This window comes from Burkholderia sp. BE12, from assembly GCF_002959955.1.
Taxonomy (GTDB): domain Bacteria; phylum Pseudomonadota; class Gammaproteobacteria; order Burkholderiales; family Burkholderiaceae; genus Burkholderia.
Genome location: NZ_PREY01000022.1, coordinates 66,472 through 80,503 on the forward strand (window position 1 = coordinate 66,472; position 14,032 = coordinate 80,503).

Sequence of the window (14,032 nt, forward strand, 5' to 3'; positions counted from 1 at the left end):
CCGGCAGACATTGGGATAAATGCCTATAATCCGGCAACACAATTCAACGCCCCCGAACAATCCGAGGCTGCGTTCACCCATGAGGTAGCGCAGCCTTGTCGTTCCGGCGGCAAATTAGTGCGGAGGTTGTGATGGACCGGCTTCAGGCCATGCAGGTGTTTACTCGCGTCGTCGATACAAGCAGCTTCACCAAGGCAGCAGAAACGCTCAGCTTGCCGCGAGCGTCCGTCACGACGATCATCCAGAATCTCGAAGCATTCCTCGGCGTGCGGCTGATGCACCGGACCACGCGCCGGCTCTCGCTCACGCCGGACGGCGCCGCCTACTACGAACGATGCGTGCGGATCCTCGCGGACGTCGAGGAAACCGAAGCAAGCTTCCAGGCCAACAACCGGAAGCCGCACGGAAAGTTGCGTATCGACATGCCGGGCTCGATCGGGCGGCTGCTCGTGATTCCGTCGCTGTGCGAGTTTCATACGCGCTATCCGGACATCGACCTGCAACTCGGCCTGTCCGATCGGCCGGTCGACCTGCTGCAGGAAGGCGTCGACTGCGTGATCCGCGTCGGGGCGCTGCAGGATTCGTCGCTCGTCGCACGCCGCGTCGGCCTGTTCGAATGCGTGACGGTCGCGTCGCCCGACTATCTCGAGCACCACGGCGAGCCGCAGACGATCGACGACCTGAGCCAGCACAAGGCCGTCAACTACTTCTCGAGCCGCACCGGCCGCACGATCGACTGGACGTTCCTGATCGAAGGCAAGGAAGTCGAGATGAAGATGGAAGGCATCGTGTCGGTGAACGACGCGGATGCGTACGTGACGTGCGGGGTCGAGGGCTTCGGCCTGATCCAGCCGCCGCTGTTCATGGTGCTGCCGCACCTGCGCGAAGGCCGGCTCAAGGAAGTACTGCCCGGCCTCAAGCCGCTACCGATGCCGATCTCGGTCGTGTATCCGCACAGCCGTCATCTGTCGCCGAAGGTGCGCGTGTTCGTCGACTGGATTGCCGAGGTGTTCGACCGCTGCCCGCTGCTGAGCGGCAAGGGCAGCCTCGACGCGACGTGCAGCAAGCGCACGTTCGAGGAAGCCGAGCGCGCGCCGGTGCTCGATACGCCGGTCATTAACGAGTGGGTCGCGTAACGCCGGCGCCCGCCGGCCGTCGCGTCACTTCGCCCGCCACGCGCGCATGAAATCGCCGGCCCGGCCGGCGGGCGCGCCGGGCCCCGTTCGCTTCGCCCGCGCCAGCGCTCGCGCAACGTCGGCGCGCTGGGCGCTCACGTGCCGCGCGCAATGGCGGTCGACCCAACCAATCTGGTTCTTCAGGAACGCGATCGTCTGCTCGATGCCGCCGCGCACGCTCGCGTGGCACCAGGCCAGCATCTGATACTCCGCGATCAGTGTGCGCATAAGCTGCCGGCGCCGCTGCACCAGCGCCTGCACGTGATGCAGTTGCGGATCGGGTAGCGGCGCGATGATCCGGCTGCAAGCCGGATGCCGGGCGAGCGCGCACGCAAGCTCCGCCAGCACACGTGCGCGCGCGCCTTTCCCTTCGAGCGGCCACTCGGCCGCCCCCGCGACGAAATCGCGCGCATGATGCGGATTGACCACCATGACCGGCAACCGCACGGCCTGCAGCGCGCACGCCACCTCGGCTTCGAGCCCACCGGCCGCTTCCAGTACGACGAGCGCCGGCGACCATTCAGCAATCGCATCGGTCATCGATTCGATGCCGAACGTCTCGTTCCGATAGCCGAGGATCGTGCTCAGCGACGACACGGAGATTTCGACGATCTCGGTCGCGACACTGATACCGACGCACACCTGTTCGAACTCCAGCGTCTCACCGCGCTGTCGGGCAGCCCAATTGCTCATGCGATTTCGCGCCTCCGCGCCGTCCCGTCCGCCCATGCCTGCCGGCCAGGCATCGATGTTGACATCAACAACTGTCACAAACAAAATGTAAGATAGTTGAAATGGGACTGGTTCCATCCACCATGGCAGCGCATGTGCCGTCGTCGTCCCGCGAACCTCCGTCCATGCATCGCATCATCCGACGCCGCACCGATGCGGCCCCGACGATATTGACCTTACCAAATGATCAGGATTCCTCATCCTCCGTCGACTCGGCCGAATGTGCATCGATTTCGAACCGACTCCGATCCTGCCCCCGCAGCCACGCCGGCTCGCGACCGACGCCGGACCATGTCTGCCCAGTCTCCGGATTGAAGTACTTCACGCGCCGCTTTCTTCCCCGAACGCCAATACCCGGAAAAACCACATCGTGACTGAAACCGAACTCTTCGATGCAACGCCGCACTTCGAGCAGCACGGTAGCCGCTATGGCGAGACGTTCGCGTTCGAGTTGCTCTTCGAGCAGCGCTTTCTTTTCCATGAACGATCTGTATATCAACACGACTGCCCCCGAGAAACGTATATCGGCCGTCGTCATATCGACGCCATGCCATCACGGCCAAGCGTAATCGTGCGGGCCGTTTCAATTGACAACTTTTGTCAACAGATGGGCATCTATATAGATTCAAAAAAATAGATGAAAGTCCTTTTCATGCTTACTTTCCAGTATTTTTTGCGTTCAAAATTGTTGACAATTTTTAGACGAGACGATGCGAATATCGCGGCTTATTGCCTGCTTCCGGCCGGTTTCGAACGAATCGTGAGCCTCTCCCCTCATACGCCCGATGCGGTTCGATCGATTCGCTCGCTACCAAAGGAGTACTAAATATGAATGTTCTATATCTCGAGGACGACGAAACCTATGTCGAATTGATCACCGCCGTACTGGAAAAATCGGGATACCACGTGCATGCGGTCGGCAACGGCCACCATGCGATCCGTCATATGGAAAGCGCGGTCGTCGACCTGCTGATCCTCGATTGGCTCGTGCCTGGGCTGTCCGGATTCGACGTACTCAAATGGACCCGCGAACGCATCGGCGGGCGCCTGCCGATCCTCTTCCTGACGAATCGCGTGCGGGAGGACGTGATGTTTTCCGCGATCGACGCGGGCGCCGACGACTACATGCTCAAGCCGGTCAACGAGTTCGAGTTGCTGGTGCGGGTCAATGCGCTGCTGCGCCGCGCGTATCACGACGGTGGCGTCCAGCAGAACGTGTTCGACGTCGGCAGCTACCGGATCAACATCAAGGCGCGGACCGTGCTGCTGCATGACGCGCCGATCAGGCTGACGCCGCGAGAATTCGATCTCGCCGTGCTGCTGTTTCGCAACCTCGGACGCATCATGCCGCGCGACGCGCTGATACGCTCGCTCTGGGGACGCGACATGGCCGGCGTGTCGCGCAGCCTCGACACGCACATCTACCGGCTGCGGCTCAAGCTCGCACTCCATCCCGCGAACGGCGTGCGACTCAGCACGGTCTACATGCTCGGCTACCGGCTCGAAGCAGCCTGACGACGCCGCATCGCAGCATGCGCCGTCCCGCCATGATTCGCAGAACACTATTGCATCGATAGTCCCAATCAAATTGCGCGGCACGCGCGGCGCGTACGAAACGACATGCGCCTCGTTTCGCCCGCCCATGCTCAGCAAGGCACTCCGCTAAACCCTACAGAAGGTGCGGTTTCCGATTGTTCCATTGGAGCGACAATTCAATTCACCGCAGCACCATTTATCGGCTTCGCCTCGGCTCCTAGAGTAGATCCTGTCGCGCAGCAGCATGCGCATTGAATACACAGGAGTCCCATCATGAACCGCCGCCATCTTCTCTCGGCCCTTGCTCTTACCCTTGCCGTGTCCGCACCGGCCTTCGCCGATTCGGGCACCCCGCACGCCGGCGACTACGGCAACACATCGTGGTACTCGCAGCACAACGGCCCGCGTACGCGCGCCGAAGTGAGCGCGGAAGTCGAGCAGGCACGCAAGGACGGCACGCTCGCGTACCTGCGCAAGGCGACTTCGTATCCGCAAGGGCTCGAACTCGCGCAAGGCCCGTATCGCCCGATGCCGGAAGGCAATCAGCTCGCCGGCGGGGGCCGGTAAACGCACGACGCCGCGCAACGGATTGCCCCGTGCGCGGCGTCTCGAATCACCTCATCGACGACTTGCTGAGTCAGTTAGTTGCAGGAGCACATGATGAACGACCCACTTCCTTCGCCGCTCGATCACTGGGACGACACCACGCCGGTGTGGACGCCGTTCCGTTCGGCCTCGCACGTGCATTGACCATTGACCGCCGGCTGAATCATCGTCCGGCGATCAACGGCGCGGCACCCCGTCGCGCCATTCGCCCCAGTGCGTGACGATGTCCTGCACCAGCGGATTGCCCGCGCGGTACAGGTTTTCGGTCGCCGGCGCGAAGCCGCCCTGATCCGCGTAGTTCAGCAGGTTGTCGGCGCTCGTCTGCCCCGCGTACGGCCGGTCGAAATCGGACCCCGTGCGCAGCACGGCAACGCGCGACAGGTCGACCCGTTTCACGCTCGCCGCGCGCTTGAGCGCTTCGTACGTCGCGTTGTCTTCCTGCGCGGTCATGCAGTAGGTGCCCTTGCCGTCCGTCAGGATCTTGGTCCACTGGCGTGCGCGCTCGCCGATCAGCGTGCCCGAGAACCACGTATTGCCCGATGACGTGTCGCACTGGATCACCGTCGGCGGCCGGTTTGCCGGCGCATACGTGAACTTCGCACGCGCCGCCTGCGCCTGTGCGCTGTCCGCCAGCACGACGTTGCGCGACAGCGCGTAGGCGGCGTCGGTCAGTTGCGGGTTGAGCTGGAACACTTCGGTACGATAGTCGAGCGGCGGCTTGTCGTTCGGACTCTTCGTATTGATGCCGAGATAGCCGGTGTTCCAGCCTGCCGGAATCTCGCGCGCATCGAGCTCCCACTGCAGGCTGAAATCGACGAGGTATTTCGACCACGCGGCCGATCCGACCGTGCCTTGCGCGGGGTCGACGCCCGCGATGCCCGAGACCAGGAAATACGTGCGGCGCAGATCGAAGCGTTGCGAGAACGTGAGCGCCATGATCGTCGCCGACGCGTTCGCATAGCCCATGCCGGTCGTGACCACGCACACGTCCTGCTTGTTGCAGTGGACGGCCGGATAGTCGGGCGACAGGCCCGGCACGGTGATGTCGCGCCACGGGCCGAGCCGGTCGAGCCACGCCTGGCCCTCCGGCCCGAACATCGTGATGATCATGACCTTGACCGGGCGGCCATGCGAGCCGGTCTCGGCGAATGCCGCGTTGCCTGCATCGTTGCCCGGGTTGTCCTGCGCGATCGACGGCGCGGTCGCACAGGCGGCCAGCGAGAATGCGGCGACGGAAAGAATGGAGCGAGTCAGCATCGGCGTTCCTTGTTTCGGTGATGTTGGATGAGAACGGCTGTCGGAGACTGCGCGACGAGTATAGAACGGGCGTGCGCGGTGCGGAACCCGACTACGAAACGACTGGCGGTGTTTCGTGCGAACGGATGCGTGTTGCGTGACGGAAAATCACGCATTCGTCGCCGTGTTGCGAACATCAGGAATGCTATCGGGTTCGCCGCCACGTGCGACGTCGGCTGCTTCTCGCCGCGCTACACGCGCATCAACGCCGCAACGCCGATCATCAGCGCAATGGGCCCGACCGACAGCGCGATCATCAGCCCGAACAGGAAGTCGTTCATCGGTCGTCGATGCCTTCAACGGAAGGCATCGATTCTATCGACCGACGGCACTCCAGCACGAGAAAACCCGCGTCAAGCGACGTCGACGCGTGAAGGCCCGCCCACCATCTCGCCGATCACGGCCGCGCGGTCGAAACCGTCGGCACGGAAGCAGGCGAGCACGTCGTCGACCGCTTCCGGCGCGCACGCCACCAGCAGCCCGCCCGACGTCTGCGGATCGGTCAGCAGCGCCTGCGCGACGGGCGGCAGCCCGTCGGCGAGCCGCACGTCGGTGCCGTACGCGGCCCAGTTTCGGCCCGACGCACCGGTGAACACGCCGTCGGCAACGAACGTCTCGACGCCCGCGAGCCACGGCAGCGACGCATAGTGCACGCGCGCGGTGAGCTGCGCGCCGCGCGCCAGTTCGAGCGTATGGCCGAGCAGCCCGAAACCCGTGACGTCGGTCAGCGCATGCACGCCCGGCAGCGCGGCGAGCTCGGCGCCCGGCCGGTTCAGCTTGGTGGTCGTCGCGACCATTTGCGCGTAACCGTCGGCGTCGAGCTGCTTCTTCTTCAGCGCGGCCGACAGCACGCCGACGCCGAGCGGCTTGCCGAGCACGAGCACGTCGCCCGCGCGCGCGGCCGCGTTGCGCTTCACGCGCGACGGATGCACGACGCCGATCGCCGCGAGCCCGTAGATCGGCTCGACCGAATCGATCGAATGGCCGCCCGCGACCGGAATGCCGGCATCCGCGCACACCGATTCGCCGCCGCGCAGCACGGCAGCGATCGTCTCGTGCGGCAGCACGTTGATCGGCATGCCAACCAGCGCAAGCGCGAGGATCGGCTTGCCGCCCATCGCGTAGACGTCGGACAGCGCATTGGTCGCCGCGATGCGGCCGAAGTCGAACGGATCGTCGACGATCGGCATGAAGAAATCGGTGGTCGCGACGATCGCCTGCTCGTCGTTGAGCCGGTAGACGGCCGCGTCGTCGGACGTCTCGGTGCCGACCAGCAGGTCCGGGAACAGCGCGGGCGGCGTCGCGCGCTTGAGCAGCTCGGACAGCACGCCCGGCGCGATCTTGCAGCCGCAGCCGCCCCCGTGCGAGAGGCTCGTGAGGCGCGGAACGGCAGGCGGGGTGAGGGTGGCTTCGGTCATCGTCGGCATCCGGTGAATACGGTGAATAACAACGCTCCATTATCGACAATTCCGCGCGAACGCGCCCGATACCCACATAATTGACGGCCCTTGCCCGCTCCCGCTCTCGCTCGCACCTTCATTGATCGATGGATCACCTCTTCATCGCCCTCGTGCTGTGCTCCGCTCTCCTGCACGCGATCTGGAACGCGTTCCTCCACGTCAGCGAGGACCGGCTGGTGCAACTCGGCACGATGGCGCTGCCGTATCTCGCGTTCGGCATCGCCGGCGCCGTGCTGCTGCCCGCGCCGGCGCCCGCCGCATGGCCGTACGTCGCCGCGTCGGCCGTACTCGAGGTCGCGTACTGCTTCACGCTGGCGCGCGCGTACCGCAGCGGCGAATTCGGGCAGATCTATCCGATCGCGCGCGGAATCTCGCCACTGCTCGTTTCGGTACTCGCGTTCGCGATGCTGCACGAGCGACCGACGCCGTTCGGCTTCGCGGGCATCGCGCTCGTGTCGTTCGGCATCATGTCGCTCGCGCTGCGGCGCGGCTTGCGGTTCTCCGGCGAAGGCGTGCCGTATGCGCTGCTCACGGGCGTGTTCATCGCCGCGTATTCGATCTGCGACGGGATCGGCTCGCGCGTGTCCGGCAGCGCGCTCGGCTACATCGCGTGGGTGTACCTGCTGTGGAGCGTGCCGCAGCTCGTGCTGGTCTGTGCGTGGCGCGGCGGCCCGCGCGCGGTGCTCGGCTCGCGCACCGCGCTCACGCAGGGCGCGATCGCCGGCACGATCTCGCTCGCCGCGTACGGGATCGTGATCCTCGCGTACCGGCATCTGCCGGTCGCGACCGTGTCGGCGCTGCGCGAGACCAGCTCGATCTTCGCGGTCGCGATCGGCTGGGTCGTGATGCGCGAGCGGCCGGGCCCGCAGCGGCTCGCCGCGTGCGCGCTGGTGGTGGCGGGCGCGGCACTGATTCGCCTTTGAGCAGAACCGGCGCGCCCGCGGCGTCGCGCGCCGGCGTCAGAACTTGTGGCGAATGCCCGTCACGGCAACGATCTGCGTGCGCGTGCTCGACGGATTCGAGATCCCTTCGATCGCGGCCACCGCGTTCGACGACGCGCGCTGGTAGAACGCATTCACATAAACGTCGGTGCGCTTCGACAGGAAGTACTGCACACCGATACTCGTCTGCAGATAGTGCGAGTTCGGCTTCGGCCCCTGCGACGCGAGCACCTGCGTGTAGGTTTCGCCCAACGCGAACTGCAGCGCGGGCGTCATCAGGTAGCGCACGCTGCCCTCGTAGTTGTTGAAGCGCATCGCTCCGCCCGTCTGCAGGTTGAACAGCGAGCTCGTGTACAGCAGCCCGAACGTCGCGGCGCCCCACGCGTACGCGCCGCCCGCGCCCCAGATTTGCTGGCGCGCCACGCCCTTGATGAACGTGTAGTAGTTGTCGGATGCCGCCGCACCGCTCGTGTCGAGCGCCGGATGATCGACGCGCACATATGCCGCGCCGAGTTGCAGCGGCCCGTTCTCGTAGCTCGCGCCAATGCTCCACACGCGATTTTCCGCGAACGACGTCGAATTCGAGAAACCGTACAGGCCCACCGCGCGCAGACCGTACCAGGTGGGCGTCTGATACTGCACCGCGTTGTTGGTGCGGAACGTGTTGTTCAGGTCGTCGGTGTCGAACGGATGCAGTGCGTACTGAGTGAGCGCGGTGGTCGCGCCGATCTGCAGCGGCTCCAGGATTTCCTGCGCCGCGTTGTACTGGCGCCCCATCGTCAGCGTGCCCCAGCGGTCGTTTTCCAGCCCCACGTATGCGCGACGCCCGAACAGCCGCCCGCCCTGGCTCGCGGCACCGGTCTCGAGATTGAAGCCGTTCTCCAGCCGGAACACCGCGCGCGTGCCGCCGCCGAGATCCTCCTTGCCGAGCAGCCCCCAGCGCGTGCCCTGTTCGTTGCCGCCGGTCGCCTGCCACGCGGCATGCCCGTTCTGGTTGTTCGTGTACGTGATCCCCGCATCGACGACGCCATACAGCGTCACGCTCGACTGCGCATGCACGAGCGGGACGCCCGCTGCCATTGCAACGCCTGCCAGCGCCATCGTCATCTCTTTCCGCTTCATCTCCGACCCCTTTTGTCCATTGAATATCGAGCGTGATTTATTTCTCTCGCAACGTGTTTTATTGAATAAAACATCGTCTTATTAATTGTGGGATTTGGGGATTTGAAGCGTCAAGCCGCACCAAAAAACGCCGACAGGCGTCGATACGATCGTGTGTGCCCTGCGTTTCAAGCAATGAAACAACGTCAATGTGGACGGGCTTTTCGGGCGAGTCAGGAGCCGTAACTCCCGCGCCGAAAAAAGCCCTTGACCGCAATTTTCTGCCGTTGTGAAATATTGATACGCTGTTTTAATAAATAAAACACGCTGCCCGAATGCCGCGAGAAACTAGGTAAAGAACCCGATCCCCATGCTGACGTTTAATTGCAACACCGCTGCTGCCGGCGAATCGCCCGCGTATCGCGTCGCGCTGCCAACGGCGCCGGCGCTGCCGATCGTCGTCGATTCGCCGCACAGCGGCATCGCGTATCCGCCCGACTTCTCCACGGTCGCGCCGGACGACGCGATCCGCACGACGTGGGACGCGTACGTCGACGAACTGTGGGGCGGCGCCCCCGCGTGCGGCGCGACGCTGCTCGGCGCGACGTTTCCGCGTACATACATCGATCCGAACCGCGCTGAAGCCGACATCGACGCGGCACTGCTCGCCGAACCATGGCCCGAGCCGCTTGCGCCGCAGCCGTACACGCAGCGCGGGATGGGGCTGATCCGGCGCGACGCGCTGCCCGGCGTACCGCTGTATGACCGCAAGCTGTCGCTCGCGGAAGTGCGGCACCGGATCGATGCGTACTACCGGCCGTACCGCCGCGCGCTCGCGTGCATCGGCGAGCCGCTGCACGCCGCGCATCGCGCGCTGTGGCACATCGATTGCCACTCGATGAAATCGCGCGGCAACGCGATGAATGTCGACGCGGGCGCATTGCGGCCGGACGTCGTGATCAGCGACCGGCGCGGCACGACAGCCGACCCGGCCTTCACCGCGTGGACGGCACGGTGGTTCGCCGAGGCCGGCTATCGCGTGCAGGTGAACGACCCATACCAGGGCGGCGACCTGCTGACCGCGCTCGCCGATCCGGCGCGGCAGCGCCACAGCATCCAGATCGAATTCAACCGCGCGCTGTACATGGACGAAGCAGCGTTCGCGAAACACGCGGGCTTCGCCGCGCTGAAACGCTCGGTCGACGCGTACCTCGACGCGCTCGCCGGCTACGTTCGCGCGCACCTTGCCTCGCCGGGAGACCCCGCATGACGACCTACATCGTCGACGCCGTCGACAGCGCGCTGAAGCTGCTGACCTACGTGGCCGAGCATCCGAACCTCGGCGTGACCGAGCTGGCATCGCAACTCGGCATCAACAAGTCGCGCACGTACCGGATGCTGTGCACGCTCGAGCTGCACCGCTTCGTCGTGCAGGACCCGCGCATGTCCACCTACGCGCTCGGCCCGCAGGCGTTCGTGATCGGCGTGGCCGCGTCGCAGCAGAACGCACTGGTGCGCGCCGCGCATCGGCACATGCTGGCGCTCAATCAGGCGATCAACGAAACCGTCGTGCTGCGCGTGCGCGAAGGGCTCGAATCGGTGTGCGTCGCGCGTTGCGAAACGACGCATGCGGTGCGCACCGTCGGCGCGGTCGGCAACCGCCGGCCGATCAATTTCGGCGCATCGGGCAAGGTGCTGCTCGCGTTCGCGCCCGACGCGGTGCGCGACGAATATCTCGCGCAGCTGCGCAGAAGCGGGCAGGCCGACGCGCCGCCGAAACTCGCGGGCGAACTCGACGCGGTCGCGCGCAAGGGCTACGCGGTGAGCAGCGGCGAGGTGACGCCCGGCGCGGTCGGGATCGCGGTGCCGGTGCGCGACCTGACGGGCGCGACGGTCGCATCGGTCAGCGTGACGGGGCCGGAAGTGCGCATCAGCCATGCCGACATTCCCGACTATCTCGAACGTCTGCAGGCGTGCAGCCACGCCATTTCCGCCGAACTCGGCTACGTCCCGGCGCGCGCCGCGCTGCAACCGGCCTGACGGCCCGCTCCCTCACCGACGAGAATCCGATGTCCGCCTCTTCCCCCAACCCGGCCGGCGCGCACGGCGCCGACACCCACGCACTCGCGGCCGGCGCTCCGGCGGCCGGTGATCCGGCGGCCGGCGCTCCGGTCGCGTCCGCCGCTCATGCGCCGCATCCGCACGGCAAGATGCTGCATCCCGTCGTGATGATGCTGTGGGTGCTGGCCGCCGCGATCGCGCTCACGTGGGTCGTCGACTCCGGCCACTTCGCGCGCAACGGCCGGCTCGTGGTGCCGGGCACCTATCAGGTGGTGCCGAAGACGACCGCGCTCGCGACGCTCGTCGCGCCGGCCGTCAGCCACAGCACCGCCGCGCATGCGCTGCCGGCGAGCCTCGTGTCCGCGTTCGTCGCGGTGCCGGAAGGCCTGCTGAAGAATGCGCCGCTGATCGTGATGGTGATGTTCGTCGGCGGAATGTTCGGCGTGATGCGCCGCACGGGCGTGGTCGACGCCGGCATCGACCGTCTGCTGCAGCTCACCGGCAACAACGCGTACCTGCTGACGCCGATGCTGATGATCCTGATCGGGCTCGGCAGCACGCTGCTCGGCTTCATCTCCGAATACCTCGTGATCATTCCGATGGTCGTCGTGATCGCGCGGCGCCTCGGCCTGTCGGACCTGTTCGCGGTCGCGCTCGTCGCGATCGCCGCGAAGATCGGCTATATCGCGTCGGTCACGAACCCGCTCGCGCTGGCCGTCGCGCAGCCGCTCGTCGGCGTGCCGCTGTTCAGCGGCGTCGCGCTGCGCGCGGCCGTCTTCGTCGTATTCCTGACAATCGGCATCCTGTACCTGCTGCGCTACGTGCGGAACACCGGTTACCGGGCCGGCCAAACCGCGTCCGGCGACACCGCGCGCACGGCCGCGAAACTGTCGCTGCGGCACAAGGCCACGCTGGCCGTATTCGCCGCGGCCGGCTCGATTCGCGCAGCGCGGCCGATGCATTCGTCGACGGGATGAAGAACATGATGCTGGCCGCGCTGCTGATGGGGCTCGCAGCTTCCGTCGAACTGCTGCTGCAGAACAGCCTCGTGCTCGACACGCTGATCCATTTCTTCACGCGGCTCGCGGACGGGCAGTCGCCGGTATGGGTCGCGAACGGGCTGATGGGCGTGCAGATGGTGCTCGACGTGTTCATTCCGTCGGTATCGGGCAAGGCCGCGGTCAGCATGCCGATCATCGGGCCGATCGCGCAGCTCTCCGGCGTGAGCGGCCAGACCTCGGTGCTCGCGTTCGTGCTTGGCGGCGGGCTGACGAACCTCGTCACGCCGACGTCCGGGATGCTGCTCGCGTATCTCGCGACCGCGCGCGTCGATTTCGGCGCGTGGATCCGCTTCGTGCTGCCGCTGTTCGCGATCCTGCTCGCGCTGTCGTGTGTCGTACTGACGTTCGCGGTGTGGATCGGGTATTGAGATTCACGGTACAGCGAGACGCACGAACTCGACGGCGCGCATCGCAACGCGCTGCCGTCGCCGGATGCGACGTTCAAGCCAGCGCCACGGCCCCGCCGAACGCCCGCTCGTCGATCGCCTCCGCGAGCGTCGCGAACGCGGTCGCGATCTCGTCTTCCGGCACGCACGCATAGCCGAGCAGCAACCCCGATGCAGCCCGCGAGCGGTCGGCGTAATACCCGGACAACGGCCGCACGACGATGTTGCGTTCGAGTGCGGCCTGCGCGACCGCGCGATCGTCGACGCCCTCCGGCAACTGCGTGACGAGATGCAGCCCCGCGTCGCTGCCGAGCGCGTGCAGCGTATCGCCGTAGCGGCGCGCGACCGCCTCGAGCAGCACCTCGCGGCGTTGCCCGTACAGCGTGCGCATCTTGCGGATATGCGACACGAAGTGCCCTTCCGCGATGAATTCGGCGAGCACGGCCTGCTGCAGCAGCTGGCCTTCGCGATACAACTCGGCGCTCGCGGTCGCGAAACTCTCCGCGAGCGGCTCCGGCGCGACCAGATAGCCGACCCGCAGCCCGGGGAACAGCGTCTTGCCGAAACTCCCGACGTAGATCACCTGCCCGGCCGTGTCGAGGCCCTGCAGCGACGCAAGCGGCCGGCTGCCGTAGCGGAATTCGCTGTCGTAGTCGTCCTCGATGATCCAGCAGCCGTGCTGGCGCGCGTATTCGAGCAACATCCGGCGGCGCGCGAGGCTCATCACCATCCCGAGCGGATACTGATGCGACGGCGTGACGAGCATCAGTTTCGGCGGCTCGGCGAGATCGGCGGCCGACGGCGCGATGCCTTCGTCGTCGACCGGAATCGGCCGCGTGGTCAGCCCCGACACGTTCAACACGCTGCGCACGCCCCAGTAGCACGGATCCTCGGTCCAGATCGCGTCGCCCGGGTCGGTCAGCAACCGCACCGCGAGGTCGATCGACTGGTGGATGCCGGTCGTGATCACGATCTGCTCGGGCGTGCAGCGCACCGAGCGCGCCGTGCGCAGATAGTCGGCCAGCGCCTCGCGCAGCAGCGCGAGCCCGCCGCCCGGCGCATAGGTCAGCAGATCCGGACGCAGGCGCCGCCAGTACTTGTTGTGCAGCCGCGTCCACACGCGCGCCGGAAATCGCGACACATCGGGCACGCCCGGCATGAATGCGCCGCCCTGGCGCTTCGACACGCCGGCGCCCTCGACGAGCCGCGTGCCGCGCGCGGACAGGCGCCGCACGGACGGCATCACGACGGCCGGCCCGGCCGCCGCGTCGGGCGGCGCGCCGACGATCTCGTCCGGCGCACTGTCGGCGACGAACGTGCCGCGGCCCGTCGCCGAGTGCACATAGCCTTCGAGCGCAAGCTGTTCGTATACCTGCGTGACCGTGTTGCGCGCGATCCCGAGCTCGGCGGCCAGCAGCCGCGACGACGGCACGCGCGTGCCGGCCGGCAGTTCGCGCGACAGGATCGCCTGTTGCAGCAGCCGGTGAAGCTGCCGGTAGATCGGCTGTTCGCCGCCGCGCACGAGGCGCTGCGCCAGCCAGTCCGACAACATGCTCGCGCGCATGATTGGCTCCTGAATATTTATTGAAATGGCTCTGATTGCCAGAGCCAAATGTGATTATAGTCGCCTCCATGGGCCGCCAAGGCGCCCGATTTTCTACTGACCGGACCGAATAT

Annotated in this window: 12 protein-coding genes and 2 pseudogenes; 7 read left to right on the forward strand and 7 right to left on the reverse strand. The window is 66.1% G+C overall.

Features of this window, described 5'->3' with window-relative positions:
- Positions 1-131 precede the first annotated feature (131 nt).
- Entirely contained in the window at positions 132-1,136 is a 1,005-nt protein-coding gene (gene ceoR, locus C4B30_RS23510; RefSeq protein WP_027781545.1) for a putative multidrug efflux transcriptional regulator CeoR, read from the forward strand.
- A gap of 24 nt (positions 1,137-1,160) precedes the next feature.
- On the opposite strand, the gene C4B30_RS23515 is transcribed toward ceoR, so the two are convergent.
- Positions 1,161-1,985, reverse strand: coding sequence for a hypothetical protein (locus C4B30_RS23515; RefSeq protein WP_158683522.1), 825 nt, complete (start codon positions 1,983-1,985; stop codon positions 1,161-1,163).
- A 109-nt stretch (positions 1,986-2,094) separates the two neighbouring features.
- Positions 2,095-2,388, reverse strand: a complete 294-nt coding sequence (locus tag C4B30_RS23520) for an H-NS histone family protein (RefSeq protein ID WP_442778467.1) — start codon at positions 2,386-2,388, stop codon at positions 2,095-2,097.
- A 347-nt stretch (positions 2,389-2,735) separates the two neighbouring features.
- Between C4B30_RS23520 and C4B30_RS23525 the strand changes: the two genes are divergently transcribed.
- A complete protein-coding gene (locus C4B30_RS23525) occupies positions 2,736-3,422 on the forward strand; it encodes a response regulator transcription factor (protein ID WP_105133084.1) in 687 nt (228 codons plus the stop codon).
- 294 nt (positions 3,423-3,716) lie between these two features.
- Entirely contained in the window at positions 3,717-4,010 is a 294-nt protein-coding gene (locus C4B30_RS23530; RefSeq protein ID WP_027781548.1) for a DUF4148 domain-containing protein, read from the forward strand.
- A gap of 216 nt (positions 4,011-4,226) precedes the next feature.
- On the opposite strand, the gene C4B30_RS23535 is transcribed toward C4B30_RS23530, so the two are convergent.
- From C4B30_RS23535 to selD, 3 genes and pseudogenes are all read right to left on the reverse strand, one after another.
- Positions 4,227-5,306, reverse strand: coding sequence for a purine-nucleoside phosphorylase (locus C4B30_RS23535; RefSeq protein WP_105133085.1), 1,080 nt, complete (start codon positions 5,304-5,306; stop codon positions 4,227-4,229).
- 257 nt (positions 5,307-5,563) lie between these two features.
- A pseudogene (locus tag C4B30_RS23540) lies at positions 5,564-5,626 on the reverse strand (LysE family translocator); the annotation flags it as partial.
- A gap of 72 nt (positions 5,627-5,698) precedes the next feature.
- Positions 5,699-6,763, reverse strand: a complete 1,065-nt coding sequence (gene selD / locus C4B30_RS23545; protein ID WP_105133097.1) for a selenide, water dikinase SelD — start codon at positions 6,761-6,763, stop codon at positions 5,699-5,701.
- A 128-nt stretch (positions 6,764-6,891) separates the two neighbouring features.
- Between selD and C4B30_RS23550 the strand changes: the two genes are divergently transcribed.
- Entirely contained in the window at positions 6,892-7,728 is an 837-nt protein-coding gene (locus C4B30_RS23550; RefSeq protein WP_105133086.1) for a DMT family transporter, read from the forward strand.
- 36 nt (positions 7,729-7,764) lie between these two features.
- On the opposite strand, the gene C4B30_RS23555 is transcribed toward C4B30_RS23550, so the two are convergent.
- Complete coding sequence (locus C4B30_RS23555) at positions 7,765-8,868, reverse strand: porin (protein ID WP_199779083.1); 1,104 nt, start codon at positions 8,866-8,868, stop codon at positions 7,765-7,767.
- Between the two features lie 349 nt (positions 8,869-9,217).
- Between C4B30_RS23555 and C4B30_RS23560 the strand changes: the two genes are divergently transcribed.
- From C4B30_RS23560 to C4B30_RS23570, 3 genes and pseudogenes are all read left to right on the forward strand, one after another.
- Positions 9,218-10,117, forward strand: a complete 900-nt coding sequence (locus C4B30_RS23560; protein WP_105133087.1) for an N-formylglutamate amidohydrolase — start codon at positions 9,218-9,220, stop codon at positions 10,115-10,117.
- Positions 10,114-10,887 carry an IclR family transcriptional regulator gene (locus C4B30_RS23565; RefSeq protein ID WP_027781555.1) on the forward strand — a complete coding sequence of 258 codons (774 nt, stop codon included), beginning with the start codon at positions 10,114-10,116 and terminating at the stop codon, positions 10,885-10,887. The genes C4B30_RS23560 and C4B30_RS23565 overlap by 4 nt, the downstream gene beginning before the upstream one ends.
- 29 nt (positions 10,888-10,916) lie before the next feature.
- A pseudogene (locus C4B30_RS23570) lies at positions 10,917-12,337 on the forward strand (YfcC family protein).
- Between the two features lie 73 nt (positions 12,338-12,410).
- Here the strand turns inward: C4B30_RS23570 and pdxR are convergent.
- On the reverse strand, positions 12,411-13,919 hold the full coding sequence (gene pdxR, locus C4B30_RS23575) for a MocR-like pyridoxine biosynthesis transcription factor PdxR (protein ID WP_027781557.1): 1,509 nt from the start codon (positions 13,917-13,919) through the stop codon (positions 12,411-12,413).
- Between the last annotated feature and the right edge of the window lie 113 nt (positions 13,920-14,032).

Excerpts from the sequence above, each read along its gene's own strand:
- ceoR (WP_027781545.1), top strand. The coding sequence starts at position 132 with ATGGACCGGCTTCAGGCCATGCAGGTGTTTACTCGCGTCGTCGATACA.
- C4B30_RS23515 (WP_158683522.1), bottom strand. The coding sequence starts at position 1,985 with ATGGAACCAGTCCCATTTCAACTATCTTACATTTTGTTTGTGACAGTT.
- C4B30_RS23520 (WP_442778467.1), bottom strand. The coding sequence starts at position 2,388 with ATGGAAAAGAAAGCGCTGCTCGAAGAGCAACTCGAACGCGAACGTCTC.
- C4B30_RS23525 (WP_105133084.1), top strand. The coding sequence starts at position 2,736 with ATGAATGTTCTATATCTCGAGGACGACGAAACCTATGTCGAATTGATC.
- C4B30_RS23530 (WP_027781548.1), top strand. The coding sequence starts at position 3,717 with ATGAACCGCCGCCATCTTCTCTCGGCCCTTGCTCTTACCCTTGCCGTG.
- C4B30_RS23535 (WP_105133085.1), bottom strand. The coding sequence starts at position 5,306 with ATGCTGACTCGCTCCATTCTTTCCGTCGCCGCATTCTCGCTGGCCGCC.
- selD (WP_105133097.1), bottom strand. The coding sequence starts at position 6,763 with ATGACCGAAGCCACCCTCACCCCGCCTGCCGTTCCGCGCCTCACGAGC.
- C4B30_RS23550 (WP_105133086.1), top strand. The coding sequence starts at position 6,892 with ATGGATCACCTCTTCATCGCCCTCGTGCTGTGCTCCGCTCTCCTGCAC.
- C4B30_RS23555 (WP_199779083.1), bottom strand. The coding sequence starts at position 8,868 with ATGAAGCGGAAAGAGATGACGATGGCGCTGGCAGGCGTTGCAATGGCA.
- C4B30_RS23560 (WP_105133087.1), top strand. The coding sequence starts at position 9,218 with ATGCTGACGTTTAATTGCAACACCGCTGCTGCCGGCGAATCGCCCGCG.
- C4B30_RS23565 (WP_027781555.1), top strand. The coding sequence starts at position 10,114 with ATGACGACCTACATCGTCGACGCCGTCGACAGCGCGCTGAAGCTGCTG.
- pdxR (WP_027781557.1), bottom strand. The coding sequence starts at position 13,919 with ATGCGCGCGAGCATGTTGTCGGACTGGCTGGCGCAGCGCCTCGTGCGC.